Annotated in this window: 13 protein-coding genes; 5 read left to right on the forward strand and 8 right to left on the reverse strand. The window is 61.5% G+C overall.

The window, feature by feature from the left end; genetic code table 11:
• Positions 1–171 precede the first annotated feature (171 nt).
• A complete protein-coding gene (gene htpG / locus KTQ42_RS04880) occupies positions 172–2,085 on the reverse strand; it encodes a molecular chaperone HtpG (protein WP_217344482.1) in 1,914 nt (637 codons plus the stop codon).
• A 241-nt stretch (positions 2,086–2,326) separates the two neighbouring features.
• Between htpG and KTQ42_RS04885 the strand changes: the two genes are divergently transcribed.
• The 3 genes from KTQ42_RS04885 (at position 2,327) to KTQ42_RS04895 (ending at position 5,746) form a co-directional block, all read left to right on the forward strand.
• Positions 2,327–2,785: a RidA family protein gene (locus KTQ42_RS04885; protein WP_217344483.1), complete on the forward strand. Its 459-nt coding sequence runs from the start codon at positions 2,327–2,329 to the stop codon at positions 2,783–2,785.
• Positions 2,786–2,821: 36 nt separating this feature from the next.
• A complete protein-coding gene (locus tag KTQ42_RS04890; protein WP_217344484.1) occupies positions 2,822–4,015 on the forward strand; it encodes a PLP-dependent aminotransferase family protein in 1,194 nt (397 codons plus the stop codon).
• Positions 4,016–4,399: 384 nt separating this feature from the next.
• The gene (locus KTQ42_RS04895) at positions 4,400–5,746 is read left to right on the forward strand and encodes a hypothetical protein (protein WP_217344485.1); all 1,347 of its coding nucleotides are present in this window, start codon (positions 4,400–4,402) and stop codon (positions 5,744–5,746) included.
• Between the two features lie 170 nt (positions 5,747–5,916).
• On the opposite strand, the gene KTQ42_RS04900 is transcribed toward KTQ42_RS04895, so the two are convergent.
• Positions 5,917–6,078, reverse strand: coding sequence for a hypothetical protein (locus KTQ42_RS04900; RefSeq protein WP_217344486.1), 162 nt, complete (start codon positions 6,076–6,078; stop codon positions 5,917–5,919).
• Here KTQ42_RS04900 and KTQ42_RS04905 point away from each other — a divergent pair.
• Positions 6,077–7,735, forward strand: a complete 1,659-nt coding sequence (locus tag KTQ42_RS04905) for a hypothetical protein (protein WP_217344487.1) — start codon at positions 6,077–6,079, stop codon at positions 7,733–7,735. The genes KTQ42_RS04900 and KTQ42_RS04905 overlap by 2 nt on opposite strands.
• 185 nt (positions 7,736–7,920) lie before the next feature.
• Here KTQ42_RS04905 and KTQ42_RS04910 read toward each other — a convergent pair whose 3' ends face one another.
• Entirely contained in the window at positions 7,921–8,229 is a 309-nt protein-coding gene (locus tag KTQ42_RS04910) for a hypothetical protein (RefSeq protein ID WP_217344488.1), read from the reverse strand.
• 74 nt (positions 8,230–8,303) lie between these two features.
• On the opposite strand from KTQ42_RS04910, the gene KTQ42_RS04915 reads away from it, so the two are divergent.
• Positions 8,304–9,542, forward strand: coding sequence for a hypothetical protein (locus KTQ42_RS04915; protein WP_217344489.1), 1,239 nt, complete (start codon positions 8,304–8,306; stop codon positions 9,540–9,542).
• A 283-nt stretch (positions 9,543–9,825) separates the two neighbouring features.
• Here the strand turns inward: KTQ42_RS04915 and parC are convergent, their stop codons facing one another.
• The 5 genes from parC to KTQ42_RS04940 form a co-directional block, all read right to left on the reverse strand.
• A complete protein-coding gene (gene parC / locus KTQ42_RS04920) occupies positions 9,826–12,132 on the reverse strand; it encodes a DNA topoisomerase IV subunit A (RefSeq protein ID WP_217344490.1) in 2,307 nt (768 codons plus the stop codon).
• Positions 12,133–12,145: 13 nt separating this feature from the next.
• The gene (locus tag KTQ42_RS04925; protein WP_217344491.1) at positions 12,146–12,913 is read right to left on the reverse strand and encodes a lytic transglycosylase domain-containing protein; all 768 of its coding nucleotides are present in this window, start codon (positions 12,911–12,913) and stop codon (positions 12,146–12,148) included.
• Complete coding sequence (locus tag KTQ42_RS04930) at positions 12,913–14,901, reverse strand: DNA topoisomerase IV subunit B (protein ID WP_217344492.1); 1,989 nt, start codon at positions 14,899–14,901, stop codon at positions 12,913–12,915. Before KTQ42_RS04930 ends, KTQ42_RS04925 begins: the two co-directional genes overlap by 1 nt.
• A gap of 608 nt (positions 14,902–15,509) precedes the next feature.
• On the reverse strand, positions 15,510–17,822 hold the full coding sequence (locus KTQ42_RS04935; RefSeq protein ID WP_217344493.1) for a glutamate cyclase domain-containing protein: 2,313 nt from the start codon (positions 17,820–17,822) through the stop codon (positions 15,510–15,512).
• Between the two features lie 652 nt (positions 17,823–18,474).
• Positions 18,475–19,644, reverse strand: coding sequence for a hypothetical protein (locus KTQ42_RS04940; protein WP_217344494.1), 1,170 nt, complete (start codon positions 19,642–19,644; stop codon positions 18,475–18,477).
• Positions 19,645–19,650: the final 6 nt, after the last annotated feature.

Consider the following 19,650-nt stretch of genomic DNA (forward strand, 5'->3'; position numbering starts at 1 on the left):
GTAACGCTGGTCAACCCCTCGTTCATTTCCCAAAGGGAGCATTCCGGAGTCGGGGCATCGCCATGACAACAGCGCCTGTCGCCACTTTGGGATCGACGAAAAAAAGACCGGCGCAATGGCCGGTCCCGTTGATGGGCGATGGGATCGCGGCACGACCCCGTAGCCAGCGCCTTACCGCGTCGCCATCCCCAACAGCATCTCATTGAGCCGCTTCACGAACCCTGCCGGATCGGTCAGCGTGCCGCCTTCTGCCAGCGCAGCCTGGTCGAACAGGATGTTGGCCCAGTCGTCGAACTTGCCGTCCTCGTACTTCAGGCGCTGCACCAGCGGATGGTCCGGGTTGATCTCCAGGATGGGCTTGGATTCCGGCGCGTTCTGGCCGGCCGCCTTCAGCATGCGCAGCAGGTTGCCCGACAGCTCGTTCTCGTCCGCCACCAGGCAGGCCGGGGAATCGGTCAGGCGGAAGGTCACGCGCACTTCCTTGGCCTTGTCGGCCAGCGCGGTCTTCATCTTTTCAACCAATTCCTTGTACTGCGCCTCGGTTTCCTCGTGCTGCTTCTTCTCGGCTTCGTCTTCCAGCTTGCCAAGGTCGAGGTCGCCCTTGGCTACCGACACCAGCTCGCGGCCGTCGAAGTCCTGCAGGAAGGACAGCATCCATTCATCCACGCGGTCGGTCAGCAGCAGCACTTCCACGCCTTTCTTGCGGAAGATTTCCAGGTGCGGGCTGTTCCTGGCCGCGGCATAGGTTTCGGCGGTGACGTAGTAGATCTTGTCCTGGCCTTCCTTCATGCGCGACACATAGTCGGCAAACGACACGGTCTGGGCGTCGCTGTCATTGTGGGTAGAGGCAAAGCGCAGCAGCTTGGCGATGCGCTCCTTGTTGTTGCCGTCCTCGCCGATGCCTTCCTTGAGCACCTGGCCGAACTCGGTCCAGAAGGTGGCGTACATGTCCTTCTGTTCCTGCTCGTCGCTGTTGGCCAGCTCTTCCAGCATGCCCAGCACCCGCTTGGTCGAGCCTTCGCGGATCACCTTCACGTCGCGCGACTCCTGCAGAATCTCGCGCGAGACATTCAGCGGCAGGTCGGCCGAATCGATCACGCCCTTGACGAAGCGCAGGTAGACTGGCATCAGCTGCTCGGCGTCGTCCATGATGAACACGCGCTTGACATACAGCTTGATGCCGCCGCGCTTGTTGCGGTCCCACAGGTCGAACGGCGCCTTGGACGGGATGTACAGCAGCTGCGTATATTCGCTGCGGCCCTCGACCCGGTTATGGGTGAAGGTCAGCGGGTCCTGGAAGTCGTGGGACACATGTTTGTAGAACTCGTTGTACTGCTCGGGTGTGATGTCGGCGCGGTTGCGCGCCCACAGCGCGCTGGCCTGGTTGATGGTTTCGAGTTCGTCGGTGACCACCATCTCCTTCTTTTCCTCGTTCCATTCTTCCTTCTTCATCAGGATAGGCAGGGAGATATGGTCGGAATACTTGCGGATGATGGACTTGATCTTCCAGGAAGACAGGAACTCGTCCTCGCCCTCGCGCAGGTGCAGGATGATGTCGGTGCCGCGCCGGGGCTTGTCGATGGCTTCCACGGTGAAGTCGCCTTCGCCGCCGGATTCCCAGCGCACGCCTTCGGATGCCGGCAGGCCGGCGCGGCGCGATTCGACGGTGATGCGGTCGGCGACGATGAAGGCGGAATAGAAGCCCACGCCGAACTGGCCGATCAGGGCTGCATCCTTCTGCTGGTCGCCGGAGAGCTTCGAGAAGAATTCCTTGGTGCCGGACTTGGCGATCGTGCCCAGGTGTTCCACCGCGTCGTCGCGGCTCATGCCGATGCCATTGTCGGAAATGGTGATGGTGCGGGCTTCCTTGTCGAAGTCCACGCGGATCTTGAGGTCGGGATCGTCCTCGAACAGCGCGCCATTGTTGATGGCTTCAAAACGCAGCTTATCGGCGGCGTCGGAAGCGTTTGAGATCAGCTCCCGCAGAAAGATTTCCTTGTTGGAGTACAGGGAATGGATCATCAGCTGCAGCAGCTGCTTGACTTCTGCCTGAAAGCCCAGGGTTTGCTTTTCGGATACGGCCATTTTTTCCTCAAATGTGGATTGAACATATGCCGGCGCACCCGCGGTGCCCGGCGCCAGCGATTGCCAGAATGTGTGGCTGATATTGCAAGGTGTCGCGGATATGGGGCTGCCGATCAGGCATTTCAAGGCTGCAATTTCAATGGGCCGGCCGCCCTCCTGTCTGGCTTAGGAGTAAAATTGCACGTTTCCCCAACGCATGTCGTTGTCTGGTGCGTTCATTTCCCTCTTTTCGGAGTCCTCCATGTCGATAGACGAAAAACTGCTTGCCCTTGGCATTACGTTGCCTGCCGCCGCCGCGCCTGCCGCGGCCTATGTGATGCATGCGCAAAGCGGCGACCAGGTTTTCCTGTCGGGCCATATCGCGAAGAAGGACGGCAAGCCCTGGGTAGGGCAGCTTGGGCGCGACCTCGGCACCGAAGACGGCAAACAGGCTGCACGCCTGGTAGCCATCGACCTGATCTCGACCCTGAAGGCGGCATGTGGCGGCGATCTTGGCCGGGTAAAGCGCATCGTCAAGGTAATGAGCCTGGTCAATTCCACGCCTGACTTCACCGAGCAGCATCTGGTAACAAATGGCGCATCCGAACTGCTCGTCGAGGTCTTTGGCGACGCTGGCCGCCATGCCCGTTCCGCCTTTGGCGTGGCCCAGATCCCGCTCGGCGCCTGCGTTGAAATCGAACTGATCGCCGAACTGGCCTGACTCCGCATCACAACCGGCACACCACTCTTTCCCAGCATGAAAATCGAAAATCCCAACCCCATACAGTGGCAGTTCTCGCAACGCGCCGAGCAGCTGCAAAGCTCCGCCATCCGTGAAATCCTGAAGATCACGATGCGCCCGGAAATCATCTCCTTTGCCGGCGGCCTGCCGTCGCCGCTGACCTTCCCGGTCGAGCGCATGCGCGAGGCCTACGACGCGGTGCTGACCCGCGCCGGCAAGGTCGCGCTGCAGTACGGCCCGAGCGACGGCTATGCGCCGCTGCGCGAATGGATCGCCGACTCGCTTTCCACGCCTGACTCGAAGATCGTGCCGGAACAGGTGCTGATGCTGTCGGGCTCGCAGCAGGGCCTCGACCTGCTGGGCAAGGTGCTGATCGACGAAGGCAGCAAGGTGCTGGTGGAAACGCCCAGCTACCTGGGCGCATTGCAGGCCTTCTCGGTGTACCGGCCGCAGTTCGTGTCGGTGGCCACCGACGACGACGGCCTCGTGCCGGCCGACCTGGAAGCCGTCGGGCAGGGCGCGCGCCTCTTGTACTCGCTGCCCAACTTCCAGAACCCGACCGGCCGGAGCATGACGTTGGAGCGCCGCGTGGCGCTGGTGGAAACCTGCGCGCGAATGGGCATACCGCTGATCGAAGACGATCCCTACGGCGCACTGAGCTATAACGGCGAGCCGCTGCCCAAGCTCCTGAACATGAATCCGGGCGGCGTGGTCTACATGGGTTCGTTCTCCAAGGTGCTCACGCCCGGCATCCGCCTCGGTTACGCGGTGGCGCCGGTGCAGCTGGCCAGGAAGATGGAACAGGCCAAGCAGGCGACCGACCTGCATACGGCGCAGCTGACCCAGATGGTGGTGCATGAAGTGGTCAAGGACGGTTTCCTGACCGAGCATATCCCGACCATACGCCAGCTCTATGCCGACCAGTGCCAGGCCATGCTGGACGCGCTGCAGGAATTCTTTCCCGCCAGCGCCACCTGGACCCGCCCGCAAGGCGGCATGTTCATCTGGGTGACGCTGCCGGCGCATATCAACAGCATGGAGTTGCTCGAAGCGGCGGTCGCGGAAAACGTCGCCTTCGTGCCGGGCGCGCCTTTCTATGCCAACACGCCGGCGTCGAACACGATGCGGCTGAGCTTCGTGACCGTGCCGCCGGAGCAGATTCGCATTGGTATGCAGAAGCTGGGCAGGCTGATTGCGGCGCGCAGCTGACAAGCGCTCATCGCATTGGACGGCGGCCGGTGAAACGGCCGCCGTTTTTTTGTCCGGGGGCTCGAATGCCGCGCAGCGACATCAATACATCACTTTCTGCTGCGCCGATTATCGTGCGTTGCCGCTGGCTGCAGCGCGCAGCCACTGCCATCCCCTCCCGGCTCAGGCCTGACACCAGGGCAGGCACAGATGCTCGCTAAATATGCTGTAAGCGACCGGTCGCCGAAAAAATGGGCTAACAACGAACATTTAAATCAATAGCGGTTACGAAGTGCGCTCATCGAATCAATCCTGCGACAGGCATGACGTTCGCGTCGTCGCCAATAGCAAGCCGATGATCCCGCGCGCAGGCGCTTTTTCCATAATGTTTCCATAGCTCATCCAATGGCACTTGCAGCAAACGTATCCAGGCACGACGCGTATCGCGATTCACTGCCCGCCATTTCCATCGACGCCCCATCCGAGCCTCCCGCCCCCGGACAACGGCACTTTGTCGCCGTGGTGCGCCCGAGAGAGGAGGACACGGCCAGGAACCTGGCAGACTATTGCTTCCGGTTGGGCCTGTCATGGCGCACCGTATATAGCGACGATAAGGATTTCAGGAAGACGGTCAGCCAGCTCCACGCCGACGGAGAGATCGGCGCCCTGACCAATGTCATCCTGCTGGGGCACAGCGATAGCGTGGGCGGCCAGCACCGAATACAGACGCGATGGAGCGAGCGCGATCAGGACAACTACCTGTACCCGGTAATGAGCGATACGCTGAAATTTGCCAGGTCGCTTCGCAAGCTGCCCGAGACTGGCCCTGCAGCCGGAAAGCGCATGCGGTGGAAAGGCATGATCGACGTGCCGAGTTGCGCCGCAGAGATCCTGGGCAAGCAGGTCGCCGCTTCTGCCGAGGTGCAGGCGGAGGGCCCCAACATGTTGTACGGCGACCTGGATTGCCACGGCTGTTCCGAGTCCAGCCACGCGATACGCAGCATCTGCGAATTCGTGCATCAGCCCGGCACCGAAAAGCCGTTTTCGGCTGCCGCGATGCTGGCCTGGGTTTCCCGGACAGCGGCGGTGCCAGTGACGCTAGCAGGCGGCGGCGTGGGGGCGCCGATTGTCGTGCTGCCGGCACAATCGCTGGTGGAAGCCATGCATGCCTTCCTGCCTGCGCGCCTGAGGCAGGTGCAGGTAGAGGAAGCGTACGACGCCGTCAGAGCCGCCGTTGCCCAGGCTAGTCTGGGCCGCGTTTCCAGCGCAATGCGTCAGGAGGCTGGTCGGCCGGACTCTCTCCTGCTGCAGCGGAATCTGGCTCGGATCATTCACGACCAGCTGATTCATGACTGTCTCGGCCGGGCCGCTGAGCCATTTGCCGACGTGCCACCATTGCTTCGTACCATTACTGCGTTCGGCGAGCCGCTCGATATCGCGGTTGAAATTGACTCTCTCCATCGCTATGAGAAGCTTGCCCGCAACGCAAGCAACAATTGTCATCGCGCCGCGAAACATCAGCCAGATCGCAGCGGCAAGACTGCCTTGCATCATGCCGGCTTTGCCACGCTGGCCGATGCCGCCTACTGGCAAACCCTAACGGCGGCCGGGGAGCCCCTGGCGGGAAAGCGTCCCGCGCAAGCGCCGCGCTCGTCAGGCAGGAAGCATTGTGGACGGACCTCGTTCTGTGAGGTCGCCGGCCGCATGACCGGTCCACGCGGCATGGATTGGATGCAGGCCCTGACGCTCTAATCCGATGTACGGCGGCCTGCAACCCGCTTCTCCCATGGCCAGCCGCTTCTGGCCACCCTTGTGTTCGACGGATGGCGTCGCCACGGTACGGCGGAAAATTGGCCGTCAATCGATGCCGGATCTGCGGCCTGATGACGCACGCAGCCCGTCTTTATGACCTCTTTCTTCAACTAACAAAGATCTTTTTTTATGGACTGGTCAGTCAGCAGCAGATTTTCTTCCTTTAACGATTCCTTATCCCGTGCCACCGGCCAGTCAGGCGACACTGCCAGAGCAGCAGCGACGGCGCAGCCCGCACCCTGCATATGGCTGGAGAATGCATCCAGTGCCATGGACGTCGTGATTTTCTGGGGGCCCGGACAACGCAGGGAAGACCTGCTTGCAATCACCGGTGCCGCCAGTGACGCCGGACTGGATTACAGAATTGTCGAAATCATCGACAGTGAGTTCTCGTCCAATTCAATCAAGAAGGCGTTGTATCGCAGCGGGGAGCTTGGGCCGTACACGCAAGTCATCGCCAGCTTCGCCGTAGCGGAGGGTACGGCGGCGCATACGCACTACCTGGCACTGACGGAAGATGGCGGGCAGATCATGCCCGCTGCGGACTTCCTCACCTGGTTGCGCACGCCGCCTGAAGAACCCGGGTTTGTACCGCATGCGCCGTGGCGAGGCATGGTGCATGCATTCTGGGATCGCAGCGGAAGGCTGCGGGATGATTATCAGATAGGACGACTAGCCTGGAACTCCGGGCCAACGATGAGTCATGCCTGTCGCAAGGGCGGATCGGGTCACAATGCCCTCACCGCAATGCAGGATCTGTGCGCCTACATAGGAACCATCAAGGGCCAGGCGCCTTACCTTGAGCCGGAGTACATTGCCGCACGCATGCTGGGCGTGGCTGGCGATACGGTTGCCTGCCTGGGCGGCAGATTCAAGCGCACCCTTGTGGTGGGGGCGCCGCGCACGTCGCAGCAGGCGCGGCATGATTACCTGATTGAAGGACTCCAGAGCGGCAATCGCAGGCCACCGCGCATTGTGGGCGCTGGCAAGGACCTGCAGGCATTGGCTGGCGCAATGCGCCATCCCTTGGTGCGTGGCGCAGAGTCGAAACGTCAGAGAAGCAAGGTAGAGAACGTTTTCATGGTCCGCGCAGAACGAGAAAAATTGCCTGCGATGGAAGAGCTTCGAGGCGCCCACCCGTCATTGCCAGCAATGACAGATCACAGGGGCCGCAGCGGGGAGCAAGTCTATCATCGCGTTTCCAACAGCGTCACAATCAGGCGGGAAATGGCTGTGCTGAACGCGGGGCAGGGGGACGCAGGAAACTTGCTGTGTCTTCTGGAGAATATCGGCGTAGCACGCCGTCACGGGAGAGCTGGCAGGGTGAATCTGGCCAGCCTGATACATGGCCGGGCTGAGCTTCAGACTGCCGCTCTGCACTGGGCGACGGAGCAAGATGATGAAGAGCTGTTCTTTTACCTGCTGCAGGCAGTCAACCCGCATGACCGACCGCGTGTCATAGACCAATGCTATGTGCTTGCATTGCAAACATCCCGTTCCCTGGCGATGGGATTGCTCGCCAAGGTTTATCCGCAGGCAACAGCGGCCCAACTTATCGCCACTGGCATCGGCAATGGCGCTTCGCAGAAAGTCGTCTGCGCATGGCTATCGGAAATCGACTGGATAACAAGCCATGATTCTGCCGAGGTGGTACTCGAAGCGCTGGCTCGCCACAAGCTCTTCAGCATCCTGGCATTGCAAGCCAGGAGCTTCCCCGGACGGTTCCAGCAACTGATCGCATTCATGCACGAGAACCAGAATCGGTATGCGTCCTACGACGGGGCGCTGTTCCAGTATGCCATGGAGACTGGCGACACCTTGCTGATCCGGAAACTGGATCGCGGCAACTTCCAGGTCGGTCGATTCGATGCGCCACAGTCAGTCATCCCGGCCAACAATCAGATCCACGCAGTCATTACAGATATCTGAACGTTTGTGGAAGTTGGCGAAGGCGCTTGGTCCGGATTGACTGGACGAATCGCGCTTGCTCGCCGAAGCGGCTGGCGGCGTGCGTGAAAACCGGACTTTTGCGTCGCAGCGTCAGAAAACCCCCCATGCAAGCCTCCAGGTCTTGCGTGCGCGGCATGGGGCAATCAACTGCTGGCGAAGAGCCATCAGCTCCTGCCGCTGACGCCATATCCACTGGCGCATCCATACCCAAGCTTTTGTTTTCGCCAAACCCCATGCACCACCCGCGCGGCTGCGGCATCGTCCGTCAGCATCCGCTTTTCTTCACACTTGACAGGAATACGCATGTCTATCGGCAGTACCGCTTTCATCCCACGTTCTCTCGAGCCTTTGTCATTCGCCACACTCGTCCCGGCCAGTAAGCCAGGCTGTGAGTCGACCGTCAACGCACCGCCGCCAGCCAATGAAGTTGCCTTTGAAGCGGTGCCTGCAACAAGGTCTGCGGCAAAGGACATCGTCCTTTTCCGGGGGGCCAGGCCATGTAAAGGAGCATCTCGACGACGCCGTTGCGATATGCAGCAGGCTCGGTGTGGCGCTAAAGGTCGTGCAGGTCGAGGGATTTCATAGTTTTCACGATTCGCTCAAGAAGGACCTTTACCTTGGCGGTGAACTTGGTCGACAGACCCAGGTCATCGCCTTTTTCCATGGCAGCGCCGATGTTTCCGGGGGCGGTCATTGCCTCCAGCTCTCCGCCGACGGTAAAGAGAAGCTCCGGTCCATCGAGTTCTTCTGCTGGCTGGGTTCGCCGCCGCCTGGCATGCCTGCCAGTCCGGAGCAGGCTGGCTGGAAAGGGATAGTCCATGCATTCTGGTGTGAAAGTGGCAAATTGCGCGACGACATCCTGCCCGGGCGCCCGATCTGGAATGGCGGCACGGTGCTGAGTTATTCAGGACGCAAGGACACTGCGACCGACGATGCCGCCAAGAGTGCTCTGGACCTTTGTCAGTTCATCGGCGAAGCGAGGGCCGATCCATCGCTTCTTGCGCCGCAGACGATTGCTGCGCGCATGCTTGGGGTGGTAGGCGATACCTTTTGCTGCATGGGCATTGGCTTTGATCGGGCCATCGTGATAGGCGCGCCGCGTACCGCGGATGAAGCGCAATTTAGCTACCTGATTGACTGCCTTGAAGGACACGGCGGGCAGCAGGCACGCGTAACGGGTGCCGAACGGGATTTGCGTGCAATCGCCGCATCGATGCGGGAGCCTCGCATCGGTGCTCATGACCCAAAGCGCCACAGAATCAAGCTGGAGAATGTTTTTGTTACCCGGTTTGCGCGCGACAAGCTGGCCGCAATGGATGCATTACTCGAGCAGCACGAATTTTTGTCGAGCATGCGCTTTTGCGATGGCCTGAGCGTGTCCGACATGCGCGAAATAGTGAGCGCCTTTCATGACTTCAGGCAGGCGGTGGCAAGCCTGCGTGCCGGGCGAGGAGACAAGGGCTCGCTGACGACCATGCTGGAGCGCATCCTCTGCCTGGCGCTGTATGGTGAAAATATCGAGATTGATCTGGCAAGCATGCTTTCCGGCCGTCCCGACCTGGTGAGCGAAGGCATGCGCTGGGCCGTTACGCATGGCCAGGCCAAGCTTTTCTTCTGCCTGCTGGATACGCATACTGATTGCACTGATGAGGAGCTAGTCCATGAATTCCTGCCGCATGCGCTTGAGCACTGTGCTCCGGTGGCAATGGAACTGCTGGCACTGAGCCATGAAGACGGCAGTAAGGGCTGGCGCATTTGGAAGAAGGACGCAGGCACGCCTGCATGATGCGGAGCAAGCCGAGCCGCCTGTTCGCTGGCACGGCATGGATCCATGGGTTCATTACCAGACCCATCGCCTGCTGCCCGGCCTGCGGCCATGACGCAGTAGATTATGCGAATGGCAGTTACGGCCCAGCATGCCGATGCACGGCCTGGCAAGACCTCTCTGGGGCTGCCAGCGAGGCTGGTGCGGCCTCGTCCTCCGAGGTGACTGCCGTGCCTCGGAACGGCGCCGCCGAAGTCTGGCAAGGCGCCCTGCAGGGCCGCCGGGTGCATACCCGGCCTTATGCCTATTGGGAGACCAGGCCAGCCGCCTTGATCTTCGACTCCAGCGGCTTGCCCTTGCGCGCCCGCTTGCCGATATGCGGCGCCAGGCCGCTGGCCGACAGCGCCAGTTCCTGCGCCTTGCCGCCGCGCCCGATGCCGGTGACGATGACGCCACGCTGGCTGATGGGTTGCGCCGCCAGCAGCTTTTCCTTGGGCTCCAGTTCCATCAGGATGACGCCGCGGCCGCCGGACAAGGTCTTGACTTCATCCAGGCCAAACACCAGCAGGCGTCCCTTCTCGGACAGGCAGGCAACCGCGCTGGCCTTGTCGGCGATGATTTTGGGCGTCAGCGGCTCGTCGCCCGCTTCCAGCGTCATGAAGGCCTTGCCGTTGCGGTTGCGGCTGACCAGGTCGCCGGCCTTGGCGGCAAAGCCGAAGCCGGCGGTCGATGCCAGCAGCAGCGGCGTGTCGGCCGGGCCGGCGTAGTAATGCAGCAGCCGGCTGCCGCTGGCCACGTCGACCAGTGTGGTGACTGGCACGCCGTCGCCGCGGGCACCGGGCAGTGCCGCTACCGGCACCGAATAGGAGCGGCCGTTTGAACCCAGCGCCACGAGGTGGTCCACCGTGCGGCACTCATAGGCGGCATACAGCGCGTCGCCGGCCTTGAAGGCAAACTGGGCCGCATCGTGGCCATGGCCGCCGCGGGCGCGCACCCAGCCGCGCTGGGAGATGATCACCGTCACCGGCTCGTCGACCAGTTTCTGCTCGGCGCTGGCGCGTTCGGCTTCCTCGATCAGCGTGCGGCGGGTGTCGCCAAAGGCCTTGCCGTCGGCCTCGATCTCGCGGATCACCAGGCGCTTCATGGATGACGGGTTTTCCAGCAGGTCCTGCAGCGTGGATTTTTCCTTGCGCAGTTCGGCCAGTTCCTGCTGGATCTTGATCGCTTCCAGGCGTGCCAGCTGGCGCAGCCGGATTTCGAGGATGTCCTCGGCCTGGCGCTCCGAAAGCCGGAACGCGTCCATCAGCGCCGGCTTGGGCTCGTCCGACTGGCGGATGATGCGGATGACTTCATCGATGTTGAGCAGCACCGCTTCCCGGCCTTCCAGGATGTGGATGCGGTCGTCCACCTTCTGCAGCCGGAAGTTGGTGCGGCGGGTAATGGTGGCGAAGCGGAACGCAATCCATTCATTGAGGATCTGCATCAGCGATTTCTGTCGCGGCCGGCCGTCGCCGCCTATCATCACCAGGTTGATGGCCGCGCCCGATTCCAGCGAGGTGTGGGCCAGCAGCGTCTGCATGAATTCGGTCTGGTCCTGGTTCTTGCTCTTGGGCTCGAACACCAGGCGTACCGGCGCGTCGCGGCCGGACTCGTCGCGCACCGTATCGAGCAGCGACAGCAAGGTCTGCTTCATTGCCAGCTGTTCCGGCAGCAGCGCCTTCTTGCCCAGCTTGACCTTGGGATTGGTCAGCTCCTCGATTTCCTCCAGCACCCGCTGCGTCGAGCAGCCGGGCGGCAGTTCGGTCACCACCGCCTGCCACTGGCCGCGCGCCAGGTCCTCGATCTTCCAGCGCGCCCGCACCTTCAGGCTGCCGCGGCCGCCGGCATAGATATCGGCGATCTGGGCCGGCGACGTGATGATCTGGCCGCCGCCCGGATAGTCCGGGCCCGGAATGATGGCCATCAGTTCCGCATGGGTCAGCTTGGGATTGCGGATGAGGGCCACCGCCGCCTGCGCGACTTCGCGCAGGTTATGGGAAGGCACTTCGGTCGCCATGCCGACCGCAATGCCGGAAGCGCCGTTCAACAGCAGGAAGGGCAGGCGCGCCGGCAGCAGGCGCGGCTCCTCGGTGGAGCCGTCGTAGTTAGGCTGGAAATCCACCGTGCCCATGTTGATTTCATCAAGCAGCAGGCGGGAGATCGGCGTCAGGCGCGCTTCGGTGTAGCGCATCGCCGCCGCGCCGTCGCCGTCGCGCGAGCCGAAGTTGCCCTGGCCGTCGATCAGCGGGTAACGCAGCGAGAAGTCCTGCGCCATGCGCACCAGCGCATCGTAGACCGACTGGTCGCCGTGCGGATGCAGCTTGCCCAGCACATCGCCGACCACCGCGGCCGACTTGCGTGGCTTCGCCGCGGCCGACAGTCCCAGCTCGTGCATCGCATACAGGATGCGCCGCTGCACCGGTTTCTGGCCGTCGCAGACATCGGGCAGGGCGCGGCCCTTGACCACCGACACCGCGTAGTCGAGATAGGCGCGCTCGGCAAAGGTGGCCAGGGTCAGCGACTCGCCATCATTGGCGGGCGCGGCTTCAAACAGATTGGCTTGTTCAGTCATGTCGTTGTCAGGCTTATGGATTGTTTGCGGGCCGGGTAGGCAGGTTGCCGCGGCCAGGTATGGTCATGGTGACCCGGTTGCCTGCGCCGGCCGGCTTGTCAGCCTTGCCGGGCGCTGCGGGCTGCGGGTTGTAGAGCTGGTAGAACTCGGTAACCAGCTTCACGTAATTACGGGTTTCCGGGTAGGGCGGAATGCTGTTGCGGTACTTCTGCACCGCGCCCTCGCCGGCGTTATAGGACGCCAGCACCAGCGCCAGCTGGTCGGGAAACAGGCGCATCAGGTCGCGCAGGTAGCGCGCTGCCAGGCGGATATTGGTCCTGGGGTCGAACAGCTTGTCGTTCAGGCTCTTGCGCTGGTCGCCCTGCAGGCCATAGCGTTCGGCCGTGGCGGGCATCACCTGCATCAGGCCGATCGCCCCCCTGGGCGACACCGCTTCGGGATTGAAGCCCGATTCGGCTGCCATGACCGCCTTGAGCAACGGCAGTTCCACCGCAAACTCCTGCGCCGCCTGGGCCAGAAGAGGCTCATAGCGTTTCAGGTTCGGGTGCTGTGACAGGTAGCGCTGCAATCCGTCGGCCGGCGCGGCCTGCGGCGCAGGCGCGGTCAGATCGCGCGAATCGAACGGGCCGTCGCCGCGCATGAACAGCTGATAGCGTTCATCCAGCTTCTCGGGGGCGAAATGCGCATTGCCATTGGCATCGATATAGCCGTAGATGTCGGCCCGGGCGACTTGCGACGCGCAGGCCAGCGCCAGTCCGCAGAGCAGCGCGGCCCATCGCATCAGATGTCGGCCTCGGCTTCGTTGCCGTGTTCTTCCAGCCACAGCCGGCGGGCCGACGCTTCGCCTTTACCCATCAGCATGTTGAAGCGCGCTTCCGAGGCTTCCAGGTCGAAGTCGCCCAGGGACACCGGCAGCAGGCGCCGGGTGTCCGGGTTCATCGTGGTTTCCCAGAGCTGCTCGGCATTCATCTCGCCCAGGCCCTTGAAGCGGGAGATCGCCCAGCCGCCATCCTTGATGCCGTCCTTGCGCAGCTTGTCCTCGATCGCCGTCAGCTCGCCATCGTCCAGCGCATACAGCTTCTGCACTGGCTTCTTGCCGCGCGCCGGCGCATCCACCCGATACAGCGGCGGGCGCGCGATACAGATGTGGCCGCGGTCGATCAGCTTGGGGAAATGCCGGAAGAACAGCGTCAGCAGCAGCACCTGGATATGGGCGCCGTCGACGTCGGCATCCGACAGGATGCAGATGCGGCCATAGCGCAGCCCGGACAGGTCCGGAGTGTCGTGCTTGCCGTGCGGGTCGACGCCGATTGCCACCGCGATGTCATGGATCTCATTGTTGGCAAACAGCCTGTCGCGCTCGGTTTCCCAGGCATTGAGCACCTTGCCGCGCAGCGGCAGGATGGCCTGGAATTCCTTGTCGCGGCCCATCTTGGCCGAGCCGCCGGCCGAGTCGCCCTCGACCAGGAACAGCTCGTTGCGCGACACGTCGCTCGATTCGCAATCGGTCAGCTTGCCCGGCAACACCGCCACGCCGGACGACTTCTTCTTTTCCACCTTCTGCGCCGAGCGCAGCCGGGTCTGGGCCTGGCGGATCACCAGCTCTGCCAGCTTCCTGCCGTAGTCCACATGCTGGTTCAGCCACAGCTCCAGCGGCGGACGGCAAAAGCCCGCCACCAGGCGCACCGCGTCGCGCGAGTTCAGCCGTTCCTTGATCTGGCCCTGGAACTGCGGGTCCAGCACCTTGGCCGACAGCACGAAGGAGGTGCGGGCGAACACGTCTTCCGGCAGCAGCTTCACGCCCTTGGGCAGCAACGCATGCATCTCGACAAAGTTCTTCACCGCGCCGAACAGGCCTTCGCGCAGGCCGGATTCATGGGTGCCGCCGGCCGGCGTCGGGATCAGGTTCACATAGGACTCGCGCATCACATTGCCGTCCTCGGTCCAGGCCACCACCCAGGCCGCGCCCTCGCCCTCGGCAAAGCCTTCGGCGTCGCGACCGGCATATTGCTCGCCTTCGAAGAGTGGAATCACCAGTTCCGCATTCGAGCCCTGCGCCAGCGATTCGGTCAGATAGCCGCGCAAGCCCTGGTCGTATTGCCATGTCTGGCTTTCGCCGGTGCGCTCGTGAACCAGCGTGACCTTCACGCCCGGCAGCAGCACTGCCTTGGAGCGCAGCAGCCGCTGCAGCTCGGCCTGCGGAATTGCGGAAGAGTCGAAGTACTTGGGATTGGGCCAGGCGGTGACGCGGGTGCCGGACTTCTTGTCCTCGCGGGTTGGTGAACGGGAGGTCAGCGGCTCGACCAGGTCGCCGTCGGCGAATGCCAGCTGATGCACCTTGCTCTCGCGCCAGACCGTGATTTCCAGGCGCGATGACAGCGCATTGGTCACCGACACGCCAACGCCATGCAGGCCGCCGGAGAATGCATAGGCGCCGCCGCTGCCCTTGTCGAACTTGCCGCCGGCATGGAGCCGGGTGAAGACGATTTCGACCGTCGGCACCTTCTCCTCGGGATGCAGGCCAACCGGGATGCCGCGCCCGTCGTCATCGACGCTGATGCCGCCGTCGGCACGCAGTGTCACCACGATGTTGCGGCAATGCCCGCCGAGCGCTTCGTCGGAGGCATTGTCGATGACTTCCTGGATGATGTGCAGCGGATTCTCGGTGCGGGTGTACATGCCGGGCCGTTGCTTGACCGGCTCCAGGCCTTTGAGAACGCGGATCGATGATTCGCTGTAGTCGGAAATTTGGTTCTTTTTGGTTGCCATTCAGTGGGAAGCAGTAGCAATACGGTGAAACGCCAGACCGGCAAAGTACAGGCTTGCCGGACAAAATGCCTGCATTTTAATGAAAATGGAGCGGCTGGGGCGACATTCGGAGCAGGGATGGCTAAGCGGAAGAGAAAATTATAGCAGAAAACACTGTTTATTTATACAGTTACGGGCATCGGGAAACTGCTGGCGGCGCCATACCTTGCCCTATGTAATGAAGGCAAGCATGTCGTTTTCCTTGTACCTTGCACGAGCATCTGCCGGGTATATAAGCGTTATGGCGGTGCTGCACAGGCCAAAGCTGCAATGGATATCGGTTAGCCAACAGCCTGGTACGCATGGAAAGTTGCTGGTGTCATTCGCCATATGGTCGGGCTTGCCTATCCAGCGTTGACTTGAATCGCCTATCCGCTGACGCGACACCCGCGCCAGTCGAGCTTGCCAGGAAACTGCATGGACAGTTTCTGGCCACCGCTGGCTGCGTCCGCTGACGCACAGCACTTGGTCAGTAAGGGAGACCAATGCAGCGATGTCAAACGCTGGTCCTGGTGCCCGGTTTATCCAGGGCCAAAAGCGCACGGACACTGCCTTGCAAGGGCCTCTTCTCAGCTTTCCGGTTGATTGCCATGCGCCGCTGGTTGCGCCCTCGGCTCAGGCGCGGGCTGAATTTTCACGTTCGGGAACCTGACCTCGAACAGTGGCACGGTTCGCCTTTTGATATGGTGGTGCATGGATTCTGCCACCTTTACCTTGGGGCCGGTTGTCGACACCTGCAGATCGACGAGATTGCGGTAGTCCTGATTCGCGGCCAGTGGGTGCTTCTGAAGAAATCGGATTGTCTCATCGACCTGGGCGAACAGCGGATCGATGAGGGGGATGCTATCCGGCCGCAGTTCAGCCGCCACAAGACGCTCGTTCAACACCGCTCTGATAATGTCCTTAAGCGCCGGAAAGTGCGTGCAGCATAGCCATATCGACGAGGAATTCAGCGGAATCAAGTCGACGTAGCGTCTCACTTCATGCATCAACTCCTGGTAGGCGGGGCTGTTGCTGTCCTTCATATGCGCCAGACCGTTGACGAACCGGGCGAGGTCCTTGTTCGGGCGTTCCTTCCTGTCGCCGCAGCCAATGACCTTGACTTCCGGAAAGTCCAGGTTCTGCCTGGTCGCGGATGCCTTGATCGACTTGGGGTAGGCGTCGCTCCTCATTGTTCCCTCGGTCGTCAGGAGCGTTGGCCGTGGTCCTCCCGAGTCAAGGACCGCTTCCGAAACGGTTTTTACCAGATCGATGATTTGTACCTGATAACCCTTGATGCCTTCGGCATGCAGCCAGTCTCCAACCGCTTTTCGGACCCGGTCAAGGTCCACTGTACAGGCGGTGTTGCAGACCATGACAATGACGTCGGCCTTGAGCTTTGCCGAGTAGGCAATGCCGTCCACCACGATTTCAAACAGGCGCTGCCCCTTGTGGTCGCCATAGGACGCCTTGTCGTGGTCGGCGACCGCGTGGGCTTTCAGGTAAAAATTGGAGCGCGCCCTCGCATATCGCAGAAAGTCCTCCGCTGCGATCAGAACGCCATCGCTGGAGTCGAAGAGGACGGCATGACGGACCTTGGGACCTTCGAGCTTTCCCTTCTCGATGGGCGCGGTCCAGGTAACCCGGCGCTTGCTCGTCAGCTCATGGAATTCGGCGAGTTGCTGGATGCGCTGATCTCCCTCCTTGAACTGCACCGGCGTCTGCAGGGCCCACGACTTGCGGGCAACGGCACCGGAACGCAGCGGCGGCGCCGCATATTCCCTGTTTTCCGTAAGCTCGGCCGCCCTGTTCAATGCGGCGAGCAACCAGTCGGCCTGATAGGCTTTCGAATCGTCGCAGGCATTGCAGAGCAGTTCCATCAGCCCCAGTGTGCCGTGAACCACATCTGGTACGACCAGAGCGTGGGTGGCGCGAACCACGGCAGCCATGTCGTCCGGCTCTCCAGTCGATATCGCCGCGGGAAATCCGGCATTCGTGATCTTGTTGCAGATGGCGATCGATGGCTTCTTCATTGCGTTTTGCATGTTCAGCGCCTGATCGAAGGCGACGTTGAGCAGGCTGATGCTGTTGCCCTTTTCGTCCAGGTAGTCGCTCTCGCTGTTACGCCCCGGCACGTCGATATACAGTGTGACGTCCGGCGCATGCATGGTGAGTTCCTTGTAGAGCCTCTTGACCAGCTGCCCGTTGACGTCAGTGATAGACAGGTAACGCACGTAAGGGCCGAAGTCCGGATGAAGCTCGGTTAACAGGTTCTGTATCAACCTCCTGTTGGACCCGTCGCAGGCGATGATGGGCACCTTGTAGCAGAGGTGAAGCGCGTACGCTGCTATGGCGGCGCTGACCGGCCCGTCCGGCGTGAGCTTGCCTTCCGTGGTATTTCTGCCGCAAAAGATCATCACCGTATTGGCGCTGGCGAGCGTATCCACGGTGGCCAGCAAATGCTCCGATAATGATTGCTTCGATATGTCATGCAGCTTGTCGTCTCTGGGTACGGCCATTTTTTGCGCGAATTCTTCCACCAGCTTGATCGCCGGCTTTTTCTTCCTGTACCTTTCGGCCAAGGCGGATCTATCGAAAGGCGGCGGTGCAAAGACTTCGCTTTTTTCCGTGATTTTCTGCTTTATCTCATCACGCGTTAACGCCGGCGGCGTCGATTTCTCCGTGCGCTCATTCGAATCCTGGACTGCGGTTGAAAAGACGGAGATGCTGGTGAAATAGGGGCGGCGCGGCACCGGCATGCGCATCTCGCGCCAGTCCGGGAAGGCCGAAGGAATGCCGCGCGGCCTGCATGAAAAACGTACGCCGCGCTTGTGTCGCGCCGGGCAGTTTCCGTAATAAGTCAGGGGCGGCTGGGCAGCTCTTGTGGCGATGTTCTTTAGCATGATGGTTCCCGGAAATAGTCCTCTGCTGCGTTAATTTTGCCTCCGATGCCGCAAGCACTCGCATCGAATCCGGCATGGCTAATCTCGATTCCTCGATTGGCCGAGTAGCCCTCGGGCGCTTCGCCGGCGCTGCATTCCGCTTTGCTTTCTCGGCGCCCGTTTCTGACTGCAATGGTGCATAGCGCCATGTTCACCGGGCCTGCTGGAAATGGTGCCGCCAGCTTGGCGACTCCGCATTGGCCATGCGGTGTCCCGACCGAGGAGGCTGGCCCTCGCAAGGGAGGCATTCGTCAACCCATTGTGCGCTGTCAGGCTATAGAAATTGCCATTGCGTGATTTCTTCCGCCGTGACACAACGTAGGCACGGACACGGTAGTGCCGGAATTTTTTGGATAGTTCAGTTCAGGCTCTGGAGGTTGCGCCGGAGGCTGGCTCTCCGGGAAGGCCCTGCCGAGTCCGTGCCTCCATGGCAGCACGGATCGGTCACAGGCCTTATGCCAATCCCGACCCATGAGACGCTGTGAAACCGCGTCTTTTTTCGCCGGGCTGCCTCGGGCCCGTCGTCAATCAATTGGCTGCTGACTCATATTCCGTTGTGCCAGACGAACAACGCCGTGAATTTCATCTGACACGCTAGGAATTGGGATTTGTATTACTTGCTCAGCAGTCGCATGCCCCGCTCGAGTCCGTCTATGGTCAGCGGGAACATCCGGTTGTTCATGATCTGCCTGATTACAGCGATCGATTGCCGGTACTGCCACAGGCCTTCCGGCTCCGGATTGAGCCAGATGAATTTCGGGAACATGTGGGTGAAGCGTTGCAGCCACTCGGCGCCGGCTTCCTCGTTGTTGTACTCCACCGAGCCGCCCGGCTGCAGGATCTCGTACGGGCTCATGGTGGCATCGCCGACGAAGATCAGCTTGGTGTCCGGCGTGTACTTGCGCAATATATCCCAGGTCGGGAAGCGCTCGGCATGGCGGCGCCGGTTGTTCTTCCACAGGTAGTCATAGACGCAGTTGTGGAAGTAGAAGAACTCCATGTTCTTGAACTCGGTCTTGGACGCCGAGAACAGTTCTTCGGTGCGGGTGATGTGATCGTCCATCGTGCCGCCCACATCCAGCAGCATCAGCACCTTGATGTTATTCTTGCGCTCGGGCTGCATCTTGATGTCGAGGTAGCCGGCATTGTTGGCAGTGGCCCGTATCGTGTCGTCCAGCGCCAGTTCTTCCTCCGCGCCTTCGCGCGCGAACTTGCGCAGGCGGCGCAATGCGACCTTGATGTTGCGGGTGCCGAGTTCGCGTTCGCTGTCGTAGTCGCGGAAGGCGCGCGACTCCCACACCTTGACCGCGCTGCGCTTGCCGCCTTCGCCGCCGATGCGTATGCCTTCCGGGTTCTCGCCGCCGTTGCCGAAGGGCGAGGTGCCGCCGGTGCCTATCCACTTGTTGCCGCCTTCATGGCGTTCCTTCTGCTCGGCCAGCAATTCCTTCAGGCGGTCCATCAGCTTGTCATAGCCGAACTTCTCGATGGCCGCGCGCTGTTCGGGCGTGAGCTCGCGCTCGATGCGCTTCATCAGCCAGTCCAGCGGAATTTCCGGATGCTTTTCAAACAGGGTATCGACGCCCTTGAAGTACATGCCGAAGGCCTTGTCGAACTTGTCGTAATGCGCCTCGTCCTTGACCAGCGTCATGCGTGAGAGGTAATAGAACTCGTCCAGCGATGGCGCGATCACCTGCTTCTGCATGGCTTCCATCAGGATCAGGTATTCCTTGATCGAGACGGGGATCTTGGCGTCTTTCAGGGTAAAGAAGAAATCGATCAGCATGATGTC

This window comes from Noviherbaspirillum sp. L7-7A, from assembly GCF_019052805.1.
GTDB lineage: Bacteria > Pseudomonadota > Gammaproteobacteria > Burkholderiales > Burkholderiaceae_D > Noviherbaspirillum_A.

Excerpts from the sequence above, each read along its gene's own strand:
- htpG (WP_217344482.1), bottom strand. The coding sequence starts at position 2,085 with ATGGCCGTATCCGAAAAGCAAACCCTGGGCTTTCAGGCAGAAGTCAAG.
- KTQ42_RS04885 (WP_217344483.1), top strand. The coding sequence starts at position 2,327 with ATGTCGATAGACGAAAAACTGCTTGCCCTTGGCATTACGTTGCCTGCC.
- KTQ42_RS04890 (WP_217344484.1), top strand. The coding sequence starts at position 2,822 with ATGAAAATCGAAAATCCCAACCCCATACAGTGGCAGTTCTCGCAACGC.
- KTQ42_RS04895 (WP_217344485.1), top strand. The coding sequence starts at position 4,400 with ATGGCACTTGCAGCAAACGTATCCAGGCACGACGCGTATCGCGATTCA.
- KTQ42_RS04905 (WP_217344487.1), top strand. The coding sequence starts at position 6,077 with ATGGACGTCGTGATTTTCTGGGGGCCCGGACAACGCAGGGAAGACCTG.
- KTQ42_RS04900 (WP_217344486.1), bottom strand. The coding sequence starts at position 6,078 with ATGGCACTGGATGCATTCTCCAGCCATATGCAGGGTGCGGGCTGCGCC.
- KTQ42_RS04910 (WP_217344488.1), bottom strand. The coding sequence starts at position 8,229 with ATGTCCTTTGCCGCAGACCTTGTTGCAGGCACCGCTTCAAAGGCAACT.
- parC (WP_217344490.1), bottom strand. The coding sequence starts at position 12,132 with ATGACTGAACAAGCCAATCTGTTTGAAGCCGCGCCCGCCAATGATGGC.
- KTQ42_RS04925 (WP_217344491.1), bottom strand. The coding sequence starts at position 12,913 with ATGCGATGGGCCGCGCTGCTCTGCGGACTGGCGCTGGCCTGCGCGTCG.
- KTQ42_RS04930 (WP_217344492.1), bottom strand. The coding sequence starts at position 14,901 with ATGGCAACCAAAAAGAACCAAATTTCCGACTACAGCGAATCATCGATC.
- KTQ42_RS04935 (WP_217344493.1), bottom strand. The coding sequence starts at position 17,822 with ATGCTAAAGAACATCGCCACAAGAGCTGCCCAGCCGCCCCTGACTTAT.
- KTQ42_RS04940 (WP_217344494.1), bottom strand. The coding sequence starts at position 19,644 with ATGCTGATCGATTTCTTCTTTACCCTGAAAGACGCCAAGATCCCCGTC.